At 59.7% G+C, this 17,526-nt stretch carries 19 protein-coding genes; 7 read left to right on the top strand and 12 right to left on the bottom strand.

Annotated elements, in window-relative coordinates; all coding sequences use genetic code 11:
* Position 1: 1 nt before the first annotated feature.
* From N2597_RS25775 to N2597_RS25765, 3 genes are all read left to right on the top strand, one after another.
* Complete coding sequence (locus tag N2597_RS25775) at positions 2 to 1,507, top strand: tripartite tricarboxylate transporter permease (protein WP_040112097.1); 1,506 nt, start codon at positions 2 to 4, stop codon at positions 1,505 to 1,507.
* 5 nt (positions 1,508 to 1,512) lie between these two features.
* Positions 1,513 to 2,058: a hypothetical protein gene (locus N2597_RS25770; RefSeq protein ID WP_183602029.1), complete on the top strand. Its 546-nt coding sequence runs from the start codon at positions 1,513 to 1,515 to the stop codon at positions 2,056 to 2,058.
* Between the two features lie 240 nt (positions 2,059 to 2,298).
* Positions 2,299 to 3,423 (top strand): alcohol dehydrogenase catalytic domain-containing protein, encoded by a 1,125-nt coding sequence (locus N2597_RS25765; protein ID WP_210282073.1) that lies wholly within the window; start codon positions 2,299 to 2,301, stop codon positions 3,421 to 3,423.
* Between the two features lie 391 nt (positions 3,424 to 3,814).
* Here the strand turns inward: N2597_RS25765 and N2597_RS25760 are convergent, their stop codons facing one another.
* The 7 genes from N2597_RS25760 to N2597_RS25730 form a co-directional block, all read right to left on the bottom strand.
* A complete protein-coding gene (locus N2597_RS25760) occupies positions 3,815 to 5,707 on the bottom strand; it encodes a PhoX family protein (RefSeq protein WP_077989806.1) in 1,893 nt (630 codons plus the stop codon).
* Between the two features lie 260 nt (positions 5,708 to 5,967).
* Positions 5,968 to 6,471, bottom strand: a complete 504-nt coding sequence (locus tag N2597_RS25755; RefSeq protein ID WP_009986969.1) for an arsenate reductase/protein-tyrosine-phosphatase family protein — start codon at positions 6,469 to 6,471, stop codon at positions 5,968 to 5,970.
* A 206-nt stretch (positions 6,472 to 6,677) separates the two neighbouring features.
* Positions 6,678 to 7,835, bottom strand: a complete 1,158-nt coding sequence (locus N2597_RS25750) for a glutathionylspermidine synthase family protein (protein ID WP_040112101.1) — start codon at positions 7,833 to 7,835, stop codon at positions 6,678 to 6,680.
* 1 nt (position 7,836) lies between these two features.
* Positions 7,837 to 8,430, bottom strand: coding sequence for a DUF1190 domain-containing protein (locus tag N2597_RS25745; protein WP_040112102.1), 594 nt, complete (start codon positions 8,428 to 8,430; stop codon positions 7,837 to 7,839).
* 11 nt (positions 8,431 to 8,441) lie between these two features.
* Complete coding sequence (locus N2597_RS25740) at positions 8,442 to 8,843, bottom strand: DUF350 domain-containing protein (RefSeq protein WP_009994737.1); 402 nt, start codon at positions 8,841 to 8,843, stop codon at positions 8,442 to 8,444.
* Positions 8,844 to 8,877: 34 nt separating this feature from the next.
* The gene (locus tag N2597_RS25735; RefSeq protein ID WP_040112103.1) at positions 8,878 to 9,537 is read right to left on the bottom strand and encodes a YjfK family protein; all 660 of its coding nucleotides are present in this window, start codon (positions 9,535 to 9,537) and stop codon (positions 8,878 to 8,880) included.
* The gene (locus N2597_RS25730) at positions 9,534 to 10,589 is read right to left on the bottom strand and encodes an ion channel (RefSeq protein ID WP_183602031.1); all 1,056 of its coding nucleotides are present in this window, start codon (positions 10,587 to 10,589) and stop codon (positions 9,534 to 9,536) included. Before N2597_RS25730 ends, N2597_RS25735 begins: the two co-directional genes overlap by 4 nt.
* A 102-nt stretch (positions 10,590 to 10,691) precedes the next feature.
* On the opposite strand from N2597_RS25730, the gene N2597_RS25725 reads away from it, so the two are divergent.
* From N2597_RS25725 to N2597_RS25710, 4 genes are all read left to right on the top strand, one after another.
* The gene (locus tag N2597_RS25725; protein ID WP_010059709.1) at positions 10,692 to 11,138 is read left to right on the top strand and encodes a YjfI family protein; all 447 of its coding nucleotides are present in this window, start codon (positions 10,692 to 10,694) and stop codon (positions 11,136 to 11,138) included.
* Entirely contained in the window at positions 11,135 to 11,872 is a 738-nt protein-coding gene (locus tag N2597_RS25720) for a PspA/IM30 family protein (protein WP_183602033.1), read from the top strand. Before N2597_RS25725 ends, N2597_RS25720 begins: the two co-directional genes overlap by 4 nt.
* Before the next feature lie 399 nt (positions 11,873 to 12,271).
* Entirely contained in the window at positions 12,272 to 12,934 is a 663-nt protein-coding gene (locus tag N2597_RS25715; RefSeq protein WP_077989803.1) for a ZinT family metal-binding protein, read from the top strand.
* A gap of 184 nt (positions 12,935 to 13,118) precedes the next feature.
* Positions 13,119 to 13,607: a cupin domain-containing protein gene (locus N2597_RS25710; protein WP_040112109.1), complete on the top strand. Its 489-nt coding sequence runs from the start codon at positions 13,119 to 13,121 to the stop codon at positions 13,605 to 13,607.
* Between the two features lie 136 nt (positions 13,608 to 13,743).
* Here the strand turns inward: N2597_RS25710 and N2597_RS25705 are convergent, their stop codons facing one another.
* The 5 genes from N2597_RS25705 to N2597_RS25685 form a co-directional block, all read right to left on the bottom strand.
* Positions 13,744 to 14,469, bottom strand: a complete 726-nt coding sequence (locus tag N2597_RS25705) for an amino acid ABC transporter ATP-binding protein (protein WP_096762497.1) — start codon at positions 14,467 to 14,469, stop codon at positions 13,744 to 13,746.
* Positions 14,447 to 15,106, bottom strand: coding sequence for an amino acid ABC transporter permease (locus N2597_RS25700; RefSeq protein ID WP_077989801.1), 660 nt, complete (start codon positions 15,104 to 15,106; stop codon positions 14,447 to 14,449). The genes N2597_RS25705 and N2597_RS25700 overlap by 23 nt, the downstream gene beginning before the upstream one ends.
* Positions 15,103 to 15,774 (bottom strand): amino acid ABC transporter permease, encoded by a 672-nt coding sequence (locus N2597_RS25695; RefSeq protein WP_040141668.1) that lies wholly within the window; start codon positions 15,772 to 15,774, stop codon positions 15,103 to 15,105. Before N2597_RS25695 ends, N2597_RS25700 begins: the two co-directional genes overlap by 4 nt.
* A gap of 76 nt (positions 15,775 to 15,850) precedes the next feature.
* Positions 15,851 to 16,636, bottom strand: a complete 786-nt coding sequence (locus N2597_RS25690) for a transporter substrate-binding domain-containing protein (protein WP_183602035.1) — start codon at positions 16,634 to 16,636, stop codon at positions 15,851 to 15,853.
* 4 nt (positions 16,637 to 16,640) lie between these two features.
* Positions 16,641 to 17,390: a GntR family transcriptional regulator gene (locus N2597_RS25685; RefSeq protein ID WP_096769966.1), complete on the bottom strand. Its 750-nt coding sequence runs from the start codon at positions 17,388 to 17,390 to the stop codon at positions 16,641 to 16,643.
* Positions 17,391 to 17,526: the final 136 nt, after the last annotated feature.

Genomic DNA, 17,526 nt, shown 5'->3' with positions numbered 1-17,526 from the left:
TATGAGCCTCATCGAGAACCTCGAAACCGGGTTTGCCGTGGCTGCAAATCCAATCAACATCCTGTTTTGCTTCCTTGGCTGTTTGCTCGGAACTCTTGTCGGCGTGCTGCCAGGGATCGGGACCATCGCGACGATCGCCGTGCTGCTTCCCGTCACTTTCGGGCTCCAGCCCGAGACCGCCATCATCATGCTGGCCGGCATTTACTACGGCGCCCAATATGGTGGATCGACCACATCGATCCTCGTCAACATGCCGGGCGAGGCATCATCCATCGTCACCTGCCTGGACGGCCACCAAATGGCCAAGAATGGCAGGGCCGGCGTCGCACTGTCTATCGCGGCGCTCGCCTCGCTCTTCGCCGGCATTGTCGGGACGATCGTGGTGGCAGCCTTCGCGCCGGCGCTTGGAAGTTTCGCCAACGCATTCCGGTCTCCGGAGTACTGTCTGCTGTTGGTCTTCGGCCTGCTTTCGGCCGTCGTCCTCTCGAATGGCTCGCCGGTCAAGGCGGTTGCCATGATCTTTCTGGGCCTGCTGATCGGACTCGTCGGGCAGGACCCGACATCCGGCACCCTCAGATATACGTTCGGGATTCCCGACCTTGTCGAAGGGCTTGATTTCGTGGCGGTATCTCTCGGCTTGTTCGGGCTGTCTGAGGTCATGAACAATCTTGAGCGCAACTCCGCAGCCCGGTCGGGATTGGTGGCAAAGATCGAGACGCTTTGGCCCAGGCTCGACGACATCCGCACTTCCTGGCGGCCGGCGCTGCGCGGCACCGCGCTCGGATCGCTCATTGGCATACTGCCGGGCGGAGCCGCGACGATCTCCTCCTTTGCAAGCTATGCGCTCGAGCGGAGGGTCTCGCGCACGCCAGATCGTTTCGGCAGAGGCGCAATCGAAGGCGTGGCCGGGCCCGAGGCTGCCAACAATGCCGCCAGTCAGACGTCGTTCATCCCGCTTCTGACCCTCGGCATTCCGTCCAACGCAGTGATGGCGCTGATGGCCGGAGCCCTCATGATCCAGGGCATCGTTCCGGGTCCGCAAATCATCACCGAGCAACCCAACCTGTTTTGGGGGCTCATCGTGAGCATGCTGATCGGCAATGTGATGCTCGTCATCATCAACCTTCCGCTGGTGGGCATATGGGTGCGGCTGCTGAAGGTTCCGTACCGCGTGCTTTTCCCGATGATCGTGATCTTCTGCGCGATTGGCATCTACAGCACGAACAACAGCGCAGCGGTCATCATGGTGCTCGCCCTGTTCGCATTCCTTGGCTATCTGTTCGCCAAATTGGGCTGCGAGTGCGCCCCTTTCATCCTCGGCTTTATTCTGGGACCGCTGATGGAGGAGAACTTTCGCCGCTCGATGGCCCTGTCGCGCGGCAGTCTCGAGATCTTCGTATCTCGGCCGCTGTGCATCGCGCTCTTGATCGCGATCACCCTGCTCCTTCTCGTCGTCGTCGTTCCCTCCTTCCGCAAAACGCGGGACGAGGCTGTGTTTGAGGATTAATGACCATGGCTATCAGTTCGCGTATCGCCTTCCCCGACGAGGGCGCAATGTCTGAGGACCAGTTGCGCGTTCGCGACGAGATCGCCAGGGGACCTCGCGGCGGGGTCCGCGGCCCACTGCGCCTGCTCTTGCACACACCGCAAATTGCACAGCGTGTGCAGGCGCTGGGCGAGGTCCTTCGCTGGGGCACGACCCTCAGCAAGACGACTGTCGAGGTGACCATCCTGCTGACGGCCCGCGAGACGAGGGCCGACTATGTCTGGCATTTTCACTCCGCCCTTGCCGCGCGGGAGGACCTTCTTAGCTCCGCCGCTCTGGAGGATCTTTCGCACGGTCGCATTCCCGACGAGCTGTCGGAGAATGAGCGAGTGATCGCCTCGTTCGTGCTCGCATTGCTCGCCGATGATCACATCGGCGACGCGCAACTGGCGGGCGTGGTCGAGCATATCGGTGAAGCAGGGCTTATCGAGCTTTTGTGTCTCGTCGGATACTATCATATCGGAGGCTATATCGCCGCCGTCGCGGGGTTGCGCCATTCCAACGATGTGTGATGTGCGACCGGGTGCGTCGGGACAGCAGGCAGTGGTCCGGACGTTACGGGTCCGGCAAGTACACCCGTCCCGTATGCCCAGATAACTTCGCAAATCCCTTGATCGCGTCTGAGCAAACATCCGACCTTTCGGCTGCCCTTGATCCCTGGCGAGCGCCGCGAGAGTTGAGATTTGAAATCATGACTCGGCGCGGGCTGCGGGCTGGCTGATGTAAATATCAAGAGACAAAGGAGCCTTGAGATGTCGAAGACCATAATGCCTGTAATGCGAGCTGCCCGGATCCATGGTGTCGGCGAACCTTTCAGATTCGATGAAGTTCCGACGCCAAGGGCTACTGGCGACGATGTGCTGGTTGAGGTCAAGTCGTGCGGTCTCGTCCCGAACCTGAAGAACGTCATTCATCACTTCCCATCATGGTTTCCCCATCTCTCCTTGCCCCCCTTCCCTGCAATTTTCGGCCTGGACGTCGCCGGCGTCGTTGCTGAAATCGGTCCGCTGGTGCGTGGCATCAATGTCGGCCAACCGGTTTACATCAATCCGCTCCGCTCCTGCGGCACTTGCCCGGCCTGCCGTGCGGGGAAGCCGATGGGTTGCCCTTCGTCGACATTCGCAGGCTATTTCGGATTCGGTCCGGACTCACCGGATGTGTTTCGCCGCTATCCTTGGGGAGGATTGGCGCAATACTTGGTGGCTCCGGCTTCCAGCGTGGTCGAGCTCCCGGCCACGATGAGCTTCGATCAAGCCACACGGTTCGGATATATGGGTACCTCCTACTCAGGTCTTCTGAAAGGGGGCGCTGGCCCGAGCAGTACGCTACTGGTTCTTGGTGCTACCGGTACACTGGGGGTCAGCGCTGTGCTTCTGGCGATTGCATTGGGGGTCCCCAAAATCCTCGCGGTCGCTCGCGATGAGGTATCATTGGCGCGGTTGAAGGCGCTCTCGCCTAATCGGATCGAGACATTCTCGATTCATTCCGGCTCGGTTGCCGATTGGGCCCGGGCGGCAACCCGTGGGATCGGCGTTGACATCGTCTTAGAATGCCTTGCGACCTCGGCACCATCGTCATTATCCAAGGACGCAGCTGCCTCCCTCAACAATGGCGGCCGAATGGTCTTGGTTGGTGGAACGCGCGAACAAATCAGCTTCGACCCGGTCGATCTCATGGTGAACCAAACGCAATATATCGGGTCAAAGTGGTTCACCACGCAGGAGGGGCAACAAATGGCCGGAATGGTAGCAGCCGGCACGCTCGACCTTGGTTGCTTAGGTCATCAAACGTTTCAGCTAAGCGAAGTAAACGAGGCGCTCGACTATGTCGTAACGCATCCCGATGGGGGTTTTACCAACGTGGTGGTACAGCCCTAAAAAGTATCGTTGATGCGTGCTGCCCGCTACCGCAACGCACCTCGAGCTTTAGGTTAGCGGGACATACTTGTAGGTTCTGTTGCCATTGTCGTGCGCTTTGGCGGCACTGATCGTCCGCTCCCAGGCCGCGGCGACGGTTAGCTGTGTCGATCTTCGCTCGCATATTGCCCGTCAACCCGCATCGCTGGCCGGCCTCGCATCAGGAGCGACGTGTGCGCTTCGATCCTGGTGTTCCATTCGTCAGCAGCAAATGATGGATGAGACACACCTAAGCAAACCGCCAGGAAATCGCGCCAAGGCCATCAGATCAACGAGCCGTAGCTCACGGCGATGTTCGAGACAGAGCTAAGGGGCGCTGAACCAGCGCCCCCAGCTATTGTCGAGAAGGCGGCTATCCGACAAGCGCGTTGTCGGCACGCTTGATCGCTAGGATGGTCGAGCGTGGCAATTTGCCTTCGCCATCCGGGAAGGGCGCGTCGGGGTGCTGAATGCCGACGAACATCGTCCGCTTGTCCGCAGACCAGGTCATGCCGGTGACTTCGGACCCCTTCGGGCCTGTGAGGAAACGTTCGATGCGGCCGGTTGCCGGGTCACCGGCGAGCATCTGGTTGTTACCCTGGCCGAGGAAGTCGCCTTCGTTGGTGTCTTCGCCGTCCGTCTGGATCCACAAGAGACCGGTCGAGTCGAACATCATGCCATCAGGCGAGTTGAACATGTTGCCGGAATTGATGTTGGACGAGCCGGCATAGGCATCCTTGTGAACGTCGGGATTGCCGGCCATGACGAACAGGTCCCATTTGAACTTGCCGCCGGCATGGTCCTCACTTTCCGGATACCAGCGCACAATCTGGCCGTAGGCGTTTTTCTCGCGCGGGTTGGCGCCGCCGACCGGCATTTCGTCGCCGCCGGCATTCTTCTTCACGCCACGATTGGTGTTGTTGGTGAGCGCACAATAGGCCTCGATGGCGACCGGGTTGACGGCGACCCACTCCGGGCGGTCCATGGTCGTGGCTCCGACCTTGGAGGCGGCCTGCCGGGTGAAGACGCAGATCTCGTCCATCTTCATGCCGGTCGTTTCCGGCGTCAGCGCCAACCACTCGCCATTGCCGTCATCGACGAACTTGGCGACGTAGAGCGTGCCATCGTCAAGCAGTTTGGAGGTGTCGCCGCCTGGCACGTAGATGCCGTCGGAAACGAATTTGTAAAGGAACTCGCCACGTTCGTCGTCTCCCATGTAGACGACCACCCGACCATTGCGGGCAATCACTGCGGCGGCGTTCTCATGCTTGATGCGGCCGAGCGCAGTACGCTTGATCGGGGTGGACGTAGCATCGGACGGGTCTATTTCCACGACATAGCCGGCGCGGCGCGGCTCGTTCGGGTTTTTCGATACGTCGAAACGGGGATCGAAAACCTCGTAGCCATACCGGGTTTCGGCGGCGATGCCGTAGCGCTTGAAGTCGTCGGGCATGGCAAAGTTCGGATCGGACGAGCCGAAATATCCGTTGAAGTTTTCCTCGCAGGTGAGATAGGTGCCCCAAGGCGTCTTGCCGGCGCCGCAATTGTTGAAGGTCCCAAGACAGTCGGTGCCGTTCGGATCGGCGGCGGTCTTGACAAGGTCGGAACCAGCGGCCGGACCGGACATCTTCATCGGCGTCAGATGCGTAATACGGCGGTTGAACGGGCTGTCGAGCACGATTTCCCAACCGTTTTCGCCTTCGGCGACTTCCATGACGGTGACGCCCTGAAGGTTCTGCAGGATCTTCACGTCGTCCGCGCTCTTCGGCATGCCCTTTTCGTTGTGCGGAAGATTGATTTCGTTGTTCACATATTCATGGTTGACGGCGATGACCTGACGGCCGCCGATCACGAACAGTTCCATGCCGTCGGTGTTTTCACCGAAGACCTTATCCGAATTTTCGAGGCTGACGCCGTTGGCAGGATCGACATCCGGAACGTTGGAAAACAGCGGCTGGCCCCACTTTGCGAGCGGCTTCCAGGCATAGCCTTCCGGGACATGGACGGTGTTGTCGGTGAAGATGGGAATCGGCTTGAACGCGAAGCGCGAAGCAGCGTCCTGCGCCTGGGCCGAGGTGGAGGACATCAGACTGCCGAGCGTCCCCATCGCGGCGGCAGCCGAACCGACAGCCAAGATGCCACCGAGGAAGCCACGGCGCGAAACAGCCGATTCGACGACACGATCGAAATCGGTTTCGGCCGGCGGGGGATTTTGCAATTCATCCCATTCGTCCCAGGACAATTTGCTGGTGTCGATATTAGCCATGGCGCTTCTCCTTTGTGGCTTCTTGGAACGATTCCAACAGCGGCTTTATCTCCGTAAGATCACATCCGGATGATGAGCGAATAGCTGTTGGCATGAGGGATGAATCCGTTTCGAAGGGTCATTTTGGAAACTGGCCAACTCCAACACCCTTTCCGCCTCCGACGCGCAAGCGGGAGCATGACTGCGGTGGAAGCGAGTACCTGCTCGCCCATCAGTCAGCAACGACGCTCGATGCATCGACCGAAAGCGGCTCTTTCTGACTAAGTCCTCTCCGCATCACCAATGCCTTTGATCTGGTGCTGCAGGCTCATGCGGTCCAACGACGCAAACGGCAGATTGATAAAGATGTTCAGGCGGCGCTCCAGCCCAGCCAGCACCTGCATCAAGGCCTGATTGCGTTGCCAACCCTCATTTTCGACGAGGATCGGGTCCTGACAGCGCCAATGCGAAGTGATCGGCAGGCCCGGCCATTCCGGAGGCGCTTCGCCGGCGGCAGTAGCGCTGAGAGTGAAGACAAAATCCAGGTCGGCGGCGCCAGCATCCGCAAAGGCCCCGAAATGCCGAGGCTTTATATCTTCGATCGGGTAGTCTGCGTTCCGAAGCAGCTGCAGAACGGTAGGCTCTATCACCGGCGCCGGATCGACGGCAGCGCTGAATGCTCTGAACCGTCCTTTGCCAATCTTGTTCAAGATTGCTTCAGCCATCACGCTACGTGCGGAATTGCGGCGCGATAGAAAGAGCACGCGATAGATTCCGTCGTGCATCAATCCCCCCTCGGATCGCGTTATCGGAAATCGATCGAGCTATGCCAAGGTTGGGTGACAGTTTTATGAAATGAAGTGACTTGTGACATGCCAGGCCACGATGGATCAGAAAGAGCACTTCGAAATGCTGCCTGTGCGACCGATGCGCATAGACGACATCCCCGCTCCGGACCTATGGAAGGGAACTGCGGCCTCAGCCGATCGACTTACCCGACTATGACGTGCGGCACGAAACGCGATAGATTTGCGGTTATGCGCGAGCGGTCCTCGCGGACAGCAAGGCCGCAGGCGCGGTCGCCGGCAATCCAGCTGCCGAGCACGGCAAAGCCGTTATCGGTTTCGAAAAGCGGTGCATAGGCCTGAACGATGAAGCCTTCCTCGCCATAGTCGCCGGGCGCGGAAACCAATTCCCGCCCGTCTCGAAAGATCGTCACGTTTTCGCCTTCTCGCGACAACAGCGGTTTGCGCACGTAGTCGGTGAGGGTCGAGGCCGCCGGGTCATCGGTGAAATAGCTGGGCAGCAGGTTGGGGTGATTGGGGTAGCGCTTCCAGAGCAGCGGCAGAAGCCCTTTGTTGGAAAGCACGGCCTTCCAGGCGGGCTCGACGAAAACATCGCCAGAGCGCGCCAGCTCGCGAGCGAAGGGCTCGCGCAGCATGAACTCCCATGGATACAGCTTGAAGCAGCGGTCTATCACCCGATCCTTGAGGTCGGTGTAGCGGCCCTGCGCATCAATGCCGATCTCCCGAATATCCAAAAGCTCGACGCGATGGCCCGCCTGGACCGCACAATCCATGAGATAGACCGTCGTGCCTCGATCCTCCTCATTGTCGGTTATCGCCGCGAAGTGGAAAATCGACTCCTTGGGAAATTGGTCGAATGCCTCGACGAGGCTTTCCTGCAGAAAATTATACTGGTCCGCATCCTTGGGCAAAACACCCAAAGCAATCTGATCGGTCAGCCAGTTGAACTGGAAATAAGCGGTCTCGAACACCGAGGTGGGGGTATCGGCGTTGTATTCAAGTAGCTTGGCCGGGCCAATGCCATCATAGGCAAGGTCGAAACGGCCGTAGAGGTGCCGGTCGCGGCGCTGCCACGACCGCTGCACCACATCGCGCAGGTCTTCCGGAATGGCCAGCCTGTCGAGCGACTCTTCGCTGCTGACGATCTCGCCGACCAGATCCATGCACATATCATGGAGTTCCTGGCTGGGCTCCTCGATCTGCATCTCGATCTCATCGAGCGTGAACGTATAGGCGGCATCATCGAGCCAGTAGGGCTCGCCATACATGACATGAAATCCGAAGCCGACGGCGCGCGCCTTGTCACGCCAGTCAGGACGCGCCGGGAGGGTGATGCGCTTCATGTCAACCGCCGAAACTGAAAGACGACCGGCCGCCGAAGCCTTGTCGGGCAACGGTGCGGGTATTGACATTGACCGGCTTGACGCTCTGGCGCGAGGGCACAGTCACGCTATCACCGCCTGAGCGAACGGTGGTTGTGACCGTCTGTCCCGAGCGGTTGCGATAAATCGGCGTCGAACCGTAATAGGAACCGCTCTGCTCCTGGCGCCGGCGATAATCGTAATAATCGCCGATGTTGTTTAGCGCCGAAGACATCATGTAGCCTGCCAGGAAAGGCACGAAGAAGCTGCCGCCTCCGCCGCTATTGTTCGGGACAGTGCCGGCCGGCTGTTCGGTGCACTGGCCGGTACCGTATTCGGCCTCGCAGGCGGCCATGCCATTGAAACGTGGCGCGACGGCGAGATGGGCGCGCATCGCATCCTGATAGCCGGCCTGGCAGACCTGCCGATCCATTCCTGCAGCCACGCATTGGTCGACGGAGGTGAACATTACCTCCGAAGGAGTCTGATCGCCGCAACCGGACAAAGCCAGGGTCGAGGCAGCGATAGTGCCAAGGGCCAGGAAAGGTCGCCTGTGCCCGCTCATGCGTCTGCGCATCTTTCCCTCCCTCAATAGGTCATGCAGGCGGCGTTGAGAATACCGACGACGAGCGCGATGCCGCCGCCCCATATGCCGGCGGCGATATCGTCGGCGGTGATCTTTTCATGCAGGTCCTTCATGGTGAAATTGGCAATATAGAAAGCGAGGATCTGCGCCAAAATGCCTATTACCGCCCAGATGATATAGTCGACGATGCTGACCGAATTGGCTGCGGCCGAAGCCAGAGGCAGGCTGAAACCGACAAGGGCGCCCAAGAAGGCCGTGACGGCCGCAAGATTGCCCGCGCGAATGAGCTGCACCTCCTTTTGCGGGGTCAACCAGGTGTAGATCACCGCAAAAACTCCGTATGCGGCAAGACCGACGGCGAAATAACCAAGGAAGGCAGGCAAGCCCGCCACGTAGTCGAGCATCAAAAAAATCCTCCGTTGAAAATTGCTAGGCCCATCAGACGCGGCGAACGTCGGCCGGAGCCAGTCCGTAACCGATCAGAAATTCCACCGAGCTGCCCGCCTGGCTCTGCCCGAGATCCAGATCGCGCTCGACATTGATCAGAAGCATTTCGCGCGTCGACCCCAGCGGGCGGTAATACAGCATGCAGGTCTGATGGATGGAGCGCTGCGCTTCACCATCATTGACCCTTTCGACAAATTCCACCAACTGCGCCCGCTCCGGACCGTCGCCCCAGAATCGGTTAAAGAGGATTCCATCGGCATCATAGGATGGCTGACCGATCAGGCCGCTCGACCCGGTCCAGCGGCTCCATTCGCTCTGGCCGGCGGGCACCACGCTGTCCCAAGGCTGATAAAAGCTGATGTCGTCGATTGCTTCACCCGGCTTGCCCGACGCCGACATCACCTGAATCATCCGGTTCTCTTCATCGTAGTAGCGCGACAGAACCGTCGCTGCATCGAGCGAAACCTCACCGTAGCCGGCAATGATGAATGGCCCGCTTCGGGGCAGCGGCATGGCCGGCTCGCCGCCCAGAGCATCGGCTTCAAGGGAGAGGAAATCAATTTCAAGCGCCCCACCGATGGCCACGCTCAACGGGCCGAGCTCTTCGGGTAAGGGCTTCTCATTCTTGTCTCCGCCGAACCAGCCGATCATGTCACGTCTCCCATTCGAGCCCAAGCGATGGCAGCGGGATCTAGCCGTATTCCGCTGATGTAGTAAAGGGTATCGCCGCCCTGCATCAGCGTCTCGTCCCGGCAATTCAGGTCAGTCACGCCGTGGCTCAGCATGCCCACGAGCGTCACATTATGCCGACGCTTGAGGCTCAAAAACACGTCGCCATAGGACAGCGGCGTATGCAAGGGCGGCACCGCCAGAGAAAAGGCAGTGTCGGTGGAGGCTGCCGACAACAGCCGTGCGGCGATTTCCGAAGAGCCCGGATCACGTGCCGCACGCGACAGAAGCTCCTCGGCGAGCGAACCCACCGCCTCGACGCGCGGCCGACGCTGCTTGACCATTTGCGCTGTGCGGTCATCGGCGAAATAGGCCACGATATGGGCATTGGGCGCATGATCTTCGGCGATAAGAACCGCGGCCGGCGTTTCATCGTCATTTGCTCCGCGTGCGATGATCGCACGCGCCTGGGCCACTCCGGCCCGCAGCAAAGCGTCGGCATCGGCAAGCCGTTCCGTGCGGATATAATCGGCATAATTGCTGGCGGGATTTTCCGGCAGGTCCTTGGCGACCAGCACCGTCATCGGTTCGTTGGCGTGCCGCTCGGAATGCAGCAGCCGCAGGGTTTGGTATGTCTGCCCCTCTTGCCAGCCCAAAACGATGATGTGGCCGGCCCGTTCGCTGTAATCACCCAATCCGCGCATGCGATTCCTCCAGATCGTACCGATAGCTGTCAACAACTTGCCAAGAACAGCGGTAAAGATGGCAATACCACCAGGAAGGACGACCATAATGGTAATGATCCGGCCGAATCCTGATTTTGGAGAAAGATCGCCATAGCCGACAGTCGTTGCGGTCACCATATAGTAGTAAAGAAAGTCGACCGGGTTGCCGACGAGATCGCCTTCGCCGGCCAGTAAAAACAGAAGGTAGGAAGCGACCAGATGGGCAACGAGGATAACCAGAAGGGCTGACCACGCCAATTCGCTGAGCGACAGATATACACGCCGCAATAATGAAGCGATAAATGGCAAGCGATTCCCCCCGTTGCTGATCGGTAGCCTAGCAAAATTTATTTCGCGCGCCAGACCTTTAAGTTGTAAACCGACTACCCAGATATTTCGACGCTCTAACCGATGGAGGACTTTTTGGAGACCTGGAACCTTACCACTTTAACGCGCCTGTTCGCGGCCGATCCGGATGCGCTGGGCGATGTTGATGTAGCCGTACCCGAACATGGTGACGTCATCTGCGTAACGCTCAAGGAAAGAGGCGATCTCGACGTCTTCGTCGCAGTGAGCGGAGAGCGCGATATTCTTGTCAGCGTTGTCCTGGTGCCGTGCAAGGACGTGCCCAAGCGGGAAGCCTTCGAACGGATGGTTCTCAAGACGCACAAATTCGTGCCGCTGTCGAGCTTCGGCATCACTACAATCGACGGTGAGGAATGGTACGAATTGTTCGGTTCACTGTCGGCGCGCTCGTCGGCCGAGACCGTCGTCGAGGAAGTCGCCATTCTGGCTGCCAATGCAGTCGATGCAGCGCATATGATCGAAGAATGGAAAAGCGGGGAGATTGCAGCGTGAGCACCTGGGGAAAGATTTTTACCGCCATTCGTGGCGGCATCAACGAGGCGGCCGAAGCCGCCGCCGACAGCCAGTCGATGCGCATTCTTGACCAAGAAATCCGCGACGCCGAACAGTCGCTGCGCAGGGCGCGATCCGATCTGGCCGGCATCATGGCATCGAACAAGAGCGTCATGCGCCGGCTTGAGGAAAACCGCGCAAAGGAAACCAAGGATACCGAGAGCGCCCGCGCTGCGATCTCGGCGGGCCGCACCGATCTCGCCCAGGGGCTCGCTCAGCGCATTGCCAACAGCCGCGCCGAAATGCAGCGAGACCAGGAAGAGCTCGACCGGCTGCTGCCCCGCCAGCAGCAGATGCTGCGCACCATCCAGGAAACCGAATCGCGCATTGCTCAGATGAAGCGTGAGGTGGAGAACGTCAAAGCCAACGAGTCGCTGCTGCGTGCTCAGTCGGCGATCGCCCATAGCCAGTCGGGCATCAACACCCGCCTCGGCAGCGCCGTCCAAAGTCTCGAACGCATCAAGAAGCGCCAGGAAGTCACCGCCGGACGCATCGAAGCCGGGGCTGAACTGGCCGCGCTGGAAAACGGCAGCGATCTCGACCGCCAGCTGCGCGAGGCCGGCATCGGCAGTTCGAGCCAGTCGGCCGACGACGTCCTTGCACAGCTGATGGCGCCGACGCGCTCGGCCGAGCCGGTGTTGCTGCCCGCCCCTGCCGGCAACAAGGACAAATAATTTCCGGAGCGGCCGCGCCGTCGTCAGAGTGATCTTGAAGACGGAGCGGCCGCACGTGGAGCTTCGGCGTTGCAGCGCCCGAGCAAGTCGGAGAATGATACGGCTCCTGCCGTTGATCTCGTCAGGGGCGGCCGGCCGAGCACGTGCTCACCGACCGCGCCAATGACGCAAGCACGAACCCGGATTTCGGCGCCGTTGCGGGTTTGAACCGGAGCTTTTGCAGCGATCGGCCCTCCTGGATTGACTTGCCTGCATGCGTTGGAATGGTGATCACCAAGCGAAGCGCATCCACCGTTCCCACCTTGCGCTTGCAGCCGAAGCACGCTACTTGGAATCTGTAATGTTATTACATGACAGGTAAGGCGCGAGCCGTGCCGGCCAATCGAAAGGTTTCAGTGAATGAACAAGGCGATCACAACACTCAGCTACGCTCTGGCTGTATCCGCAACATTGACTTTTGCGGGAACGGCTGGCGCCCAGACATCTTCCGGAAACAATCACGGCCACAGCCATTCCCACGAGAAGAAGGGGTCAGTGCATGATGGGTATTTCGATGACGATCAGGTAAAGGCGCGTGAACTGTCGGATTGGGAAGGCGACTGGCAGTCGGTCTACCCCTATCTAGGTGACGGGACCTTGGATCCTGTAATGGCCGACAAGGCGAAACATGGCGACAAGAGCGCCGGGGACTATCGTGCCTACTATGACGCAGGATACAAGACCGACGTCGACCGGATCGTCATCAACGGAAAGAAGGTTACGTTTTTCCGCGGCAAGGACTCCGTGACCGGAGACTATGAGACGGATGGGCACGAAATCCTCACCTACAAGAAGGGTAATCGAGGGGTTCGTTTCGTCTTCAGGAAAAGCGCCGGTGATGAGGCCGCACCACGCTTCATTCAGTTCAGCGACCACATCGTCGCCCCCGAGAAGGCCGACCACTACCATCTTTACTGGGGTAATGACCGCGCCGCGCTGTTGAATGAGGTAACCAACTGGCCGACCTACTACCCCGCGAACCTGAATGGCAAGCAGATCGTCGAGGAGATGCTGGCCCACTGACCCGCCGGGGCAACCGCACGTGGCCAAATCGGGCGCTGAGCGCCCTCTCAAGCACGGAGCATCCGGCGGTCTCCCGCCGGGTCTCCTCCCCGAAGCTGCGGCGCGTCGAGGAACCTTTGTCAAACACCAAAGTTGGGGTTTCAAAGCCTCAAGCACCAGTGACTTCGGCGAAGAGAGATTCAACATGCACGTCGAAACGACAATTTTCGAGCCGAGCGACTGGGTCCCGAACAACCAGCGCCTTCCTGTATTGCTTTACAAGGGGCTTGTTGACGACGACGGACCTTGCGATTTCGAAGAGCGCTTCGCGGCAAGCGGTTGGACAGGCATCTGGACAAACGGTGTATTCGATTATCAGCACTACCATGCCGGCGCACATGAGGCGCTCGGAGTGTCACGGGGTAGTGCCACCCTTCTGATTGGCGGTCCCGACGGTCAAGCCATAAAGGTCGAGGCGGGGGACTGTTTTGTGCTTCCGGCCGGGACAGGGCACCAAAATCTCGGCTGCACGTCGGACTTCCAGGTCGTCGGCGCTTATCCCAAGGGACAGCATGCCGACATTCAGACTTCGGCTGCATCGAGCGACATGTTGGCAAAAATCGCGTCCGTACCCCTCCCCCACAGCGATCCCGTTCAAGGTCCGTCGGGATTTCTCACCAAAAAATGGCGGTAGCTGTTCGCCACCCAATCGCGGGCCACCATGACGACTCCAGCATGTCACCCGGAAGTGTGCGGCGGTTCCGGGACAACGACATGCATAAACAAAGAGCTAAAGCGCGTCGCATGAATCAAATTTGATGCGACGCGCTTTAGCCGACACCGAGAAACTGCCTGAGCTCGGCAGTGTGAGGATTGGCGAAGACATCCTCCGGGCGGCCTGCTTCGTGAATCCTACCCTGATGCATGAAGACGACGCGGCTGCAGACGTCGCGAGCGAACTTCATCTCATGGGTGACCATCAGCAGCGTCATTCCCTCGGCGGCAAGCTCCCGCACCACGGCCAGAACTTCGGCGACCAGTTCCGGATCGAGCGCCGAGGTAATCTCGTCGCAGAGAAGCGCGGTCGGCTGCATGGCGAGCGCGCGGGCGATGGCAACACGCTGCTGCTGGCCGCCCGAGAGCTCATCCGGATAGGCATCGAACTTCTGAGCCAGCCCCACCCGCTCCAGCATCTTGCGGGCGGTCGCTTCTGCCTCGGCCTTCGGGGTCTTCTTGACCACGGTCTGCGACAGCATGACATTGCCGCCGGCGGTCAGATGCGGAAAAAGGTTGAACTGCTGAAAGATCATGCCGACCTTGAGGCGCAGTGCCTTCAGATGGACTTCGTCGTCGAGAAGCTGCGCGCCGGCCACGGAGATGGAGCCGTCGGTAATGGTCTCCAGGCCATTGATGCAGCGAAGCAGCGTCGATTTGCCCGAACCGCTCTTGCCGATGATGGCAATGACCTCGCCAGGTTCCACATTGAGGTTGATGCCCTTCAGCACCTCGTTGGTCCCGTAGCTTTTCCGGACGTCAGTGATTTCGATGAGCGACATTGAGTTTTCTCTCCAGGATCTGGCTGCTTTTTGACAAGGGCCAGCAAAGGGCAAAATAGATGAGCGCGACGAGCCCATAGACGGTGAAGGGCTGGAAAGTGGCGTTGGTGACCACGGTGCCGGCTTTCGACAATTCGACGAAGCCGATGATCGAGGTCAGCGCCGTTCCCTTGACGATCTGGACGGAAAAGCCGACCGTGGGCGGTATGGCGATCCTCAGCGCCTGCGGAAGGATGACGTGGCGCATCTGCTGCAGACGGCCCATGCCGAGGCTGGCCGAGGCTTCCCATTGCCCCCTCGCGACCGCTTCGACGCAGCCTCGCCAGATTTCGGTGAGGAAGGCGGCACTCCATAAGATCAGCGCCAATCCCGCCGCAAGCCAGGCCGGCACGTCTATCCCGAAGAGACCGAGACCGAAAAAGGCGATGAACAGCTGCATCAGCAGCGGCGTGCCCTGGAAGAGCTCTATGTAGTATTTCGCGAATGCCCTGGCGGCCTTGCGCCTGCTGATGCGCAGGAATAGCAGACACAGCCCAGCCAGACCCCCGCCAAGGAACGAGACCAGGGAAAGAAGGATCGTCCAGCGGGTGGCAAGCAGCAGGTTGCGCAGGATATCCCAGAGTGTGAACGTAATCATCGTGCTGTTCTCCTCGGGAAAATGAACCCGCCGATCAGACCCAGCACCTGCCGGAGCAGGATCGCCAGCACGAGATAGATGGCGGTCGAGACGATATAGGCCTCGAAGGCCCGGAAGGTTCGCGATTGTATGAAATTCGCCGCGAAGGTCAGATCCTCGGCGGCGATCTGCGACACGACCGCCGAGCCGAGCATGACGATGACCACTTGCGACGACAGCGCCGGCCAGATGCGCTGCAGCGAGGGCACGAGAACCACATGCCGGAAGGTCTCGAAACGAGTCATGGCAAGGCTCTCGCCCGCCTCGAACTGGCCTTTCGGCGTGGCCTGGATGCCGGCACGGATAATTTCGCAGCTGTAGGCGCCGAGGTTGACGATCATCGCGAGATTGGCGGCCGTCAATTCAGAGAGCTGGATGCCAAGCGACGGCAGACCGAAAAAGATGAAGAAAAGCTGGATCAGGAACGGCGTGTTGCGGATCAGTTCGACATAGGCCGCGACGACCGGCTTCAGCCAGGCCGGGCCGAGCGCCCGTACCCAGGCGCAGATGATGCCGAGAGAAATGCCGAGCACGCCGCCGACCGCGATAAGCTCCAGGGTGATCAGTATGCCCTTGATGATCTCAGGGTAATATTGAAGCAGCCAGCTGAATTCGAAATGGTAGCTCAAGGAATGTCCCCTCTTGCGGTGACGGAGCGCATGTCATCCAGCCTGGCGCGGGAGACATGCGCAAGATCCTGGTTCCTTACAGATCGGCCGGTAGATCGGCGCCGAGCCACTTCTGCGATATCGCGTTCAGCGAGCCGTCGGTCTTGGCGGCGGCGATAATGCCGTTCACCTTTTCCAGGAGGGCGGACTGTTCCTTGTTGAGGCCAATGTAGCAGGGTGAGTTCTTGATCAGGAATTTCAGCTCAGGACGCTTCGGAGGATTCTTGGCGAGGATCGCAGCCGCCACGACATTGCCGGTGGCAATGATGTCGACCTGACCAGACAGGAAGGCCGAGATGGTGCCGTTATTGTCCTCGTAACGCTTGATCGTCGCATCGGCCGGCGCGATCTTCGTCAGTTCGAGATCCTCAACGGCGCCGCGCGTGACGCCGATGCTCTTGCCTGCGAGATCTTCCGTCTTGGCGACCGCAAGATCGGCGGGTCCGAACACACCGTTGAAGAAGGGAGCGTAGGCAACAGAGAAATCGATCACCTTTTCGCGCTCTGCATTCTTGCCAAGGCTTGATATGACCAGATCGACCTTGTTCGTCTGCAGATACGGGACGCGGTTGGCGCTCGTCACCGGCACGAGCTCGGTTTTCACGCCCAGCTTTTCGGCAATGAGATTGGCGACGTCGATATCGTAGCCCATCGGCGCCATATCGGTGCCGACGCTGCCGAAGGGCGGGAAATCCTGGGGGACCGCGACACGCAGCGTACCGCGCGCCGAAATGTCGGCAAGAGCATCGGCGTGGGACGGCGAGTTGAAGCTGAAGGTCGCGGCCAGGGTCGCGATCGCGAAGAAGACTCGTCTTGTCAGCATGTGTTCATTGCTCCTTTGAGGTGGTGGTTTTTGGGTCCGATTGTTGGAAGGCGGATAAAGCGGTCTTGGGCGGAAGCGACAGGGAATTGCGCAGATCCGAAAGTGGATCCGGGCGCGCCGTGAGGTCGAGGCCCATTTCAACTTCATCAAGATGTTCGACGGAGAGCGCCGCAGCTCTGACGAAATCGCCCGCCCGCATGGCCTCGAAAATGCGGCAGTGCCCCTCGTGAGACTGCGCCGCATGAAATTCGGATTGATAAAGCATCGAAATGAGGATCGTCCGGGCGGTCAGGTCACGCAGGATATCGACGATGATGGCATTGCCGCTCAATTCCGCGATGCGGATATGGAAATCGCCCATCAAATAGGTCAGCCGCTGGCGGTCGCCCGCTGCCATCGCATTTCGTTCATCGGCGAGATGCGCGTCGAGGGCCTTGCTGCCCTCGTCCGTCAGCACGCGCATGCCGCGCAGCAATCCGGCCTCGACGACACGCCGTGCCTCATAGACCGCGATCGCATCTTCAGCGGACGGCTCGACGACAAACCAGCCCCGCCTTGGGCTGACATGCACGATGCCGCGTGTCTCCAGGCGCATCATCGCTTCACGGACGCGGGTGCGGGACACGCCGAAGAGTGCCGCCAGCTGATTTTCGCCAAGGCGCGTACCTGGCCTGATCTTGGCAGAGAGGATGCCGGATACGATCGTTTCCTCGATCGACTTCTGCGTGGTCTCCGATGTGTGACTATCTTGCATACAAGACAGAAAGCAAAGCGCATGCCAAAATCTTGCGCTCTCAGGATTTCAGCATGTCTCAGATGCTTTGCGGAGAATTTGCCTGCCGGGAATGCAGACTGAACGTAATTTAGGCGAGCGGTCCCCTTTCCCGACA

It is taken from the genome of Rhizobium sophoriradicis (assembly GCF_025200795.1).
Lineage (GTDB): Bacteria > Pseudomonadota > Alphaproteobacteria > Rhizobiales > Rhizobiaceae > Rhizobium > Rhizobium sophoriradicis.
This window is presented reverse-complemented; position numbering and strand designations above follow the sequence as displayed.

Excerpts from the sequence above, each read along its gene's own strand:
- N2597_RS25775 (WP_040112097.1), top strand. The coding sequence starts at position 2 with ATGAGCCTCATCGAGAACCTCGAAACCGGGTTTGCCGTGGCTGCAAAT.
- N2597_RS25770 (WP_183602029.1), top strand. The coding sequence starts at position 1,513 with ATGGCTATCAGTTCGCGTATCGCCTTCCCCGACGAGGGCGCAATGTCT.
- N2597_RS25765 (WP_210282073.1), top strand. The coding sequence starts at position 2,299 with ATGTCGAAGACCATAATGCCTGTAATGCGAGCTGCCCGGATCCATGGT.
- N2597_RS25760 (WP_077989806.1), bottom strand. The coding sequence starts at position 5,707 with ATGGCTAATATCGACACCAGCAAATTGTCCTGGGACGAATGGGATGAA.
- N2597_RS25755 (WP_009986969.1), bottom strand. The coding sequence starts at position 6,471 with ATGCACGACGGAATCTATCGCGTGCTCTTTCTATCGCGCCGCAATTCC.
- N2597_RS25750 (WP_040112101.1), bottom strand. The coding sequence starts at position 7,835 with ATGAAGCGCATCACCCTCCCGGCGCGTCCTGACTGGCGTGACAAGGCG.
- N2597_RS25745 (WP_040112102.1), bottom strand. The coding sequence starts at position 8,430 with ATGCGCAGACGCATGAGCGGGCACAGGCGACCTTTCCTGGCCCTTGGC.
- N2597_RS25740 (WP_009994737.1), bottom strand. The coding sequence starts at position 8,843 with ATGCTCGACTACGTGGCGGGCTTGCCTGCCTTCCTTGGTTATTTCGCC.
- N2597_RS25735 (WP_040112103.1), bottom strand. The coding sequence starts at position 9,537 with ATGATCGGCTGGTTCGGCGGAGACAAGAATGAGAAGCCCTTACCCGAA.
- N2597_RS25725 (WP_010059709.1), top strand. The coding sequence starts at position 10,692 with ATGGAGGACTTTTTGGAGACCTGGAACCTTACCACTTTAACGCGCCTG.
- N2597_RS25715 (WP_077989803.1), top strand. The coding sequence starts at position 12,272 with ATGAACAAGGCGATCACAACACTCAGCTACGCTCTGGCTGTATCCGCA.
- N2597_RS25710 (WP_040112109.1), top strand. The coding sequence starts at position 13,119 with ATGCACGTCGAAACGACAATTTTCGAGCCGAGCGACTGGGTCCCGAAC.
- N2597_RS25705 (WP_096762497.1), bottom strand. The coding sequence starts at position 14,469 with ATGTCGCTCATCGAAATCACTGACGTCCGGAAAAGCTACGGGACCAAC.
- N2597_RS25700 (WP_077989801.1), bottom strand. The coding sequence starts at position 15,106 with ATGATTACGTTCACACTCTGGGATATCCTGCGCAACCTGCTGCTTGCC.
- N2597_RS25690 (WP_183602035.1), bottom strand. The coding sequence starts at position 16,636 with ATGCTGACAAGACGAGTCTTCTTCGCGATCGCGACCCTGGCCGCGACC.
- N2597_RS25685 (WP_096769966.1), bottom strand. The coding sequence starts at position 17,390 with ATGCAAGATAGTCACACATCGGAGACCACGCAGAAGTCGATCGAGGAA.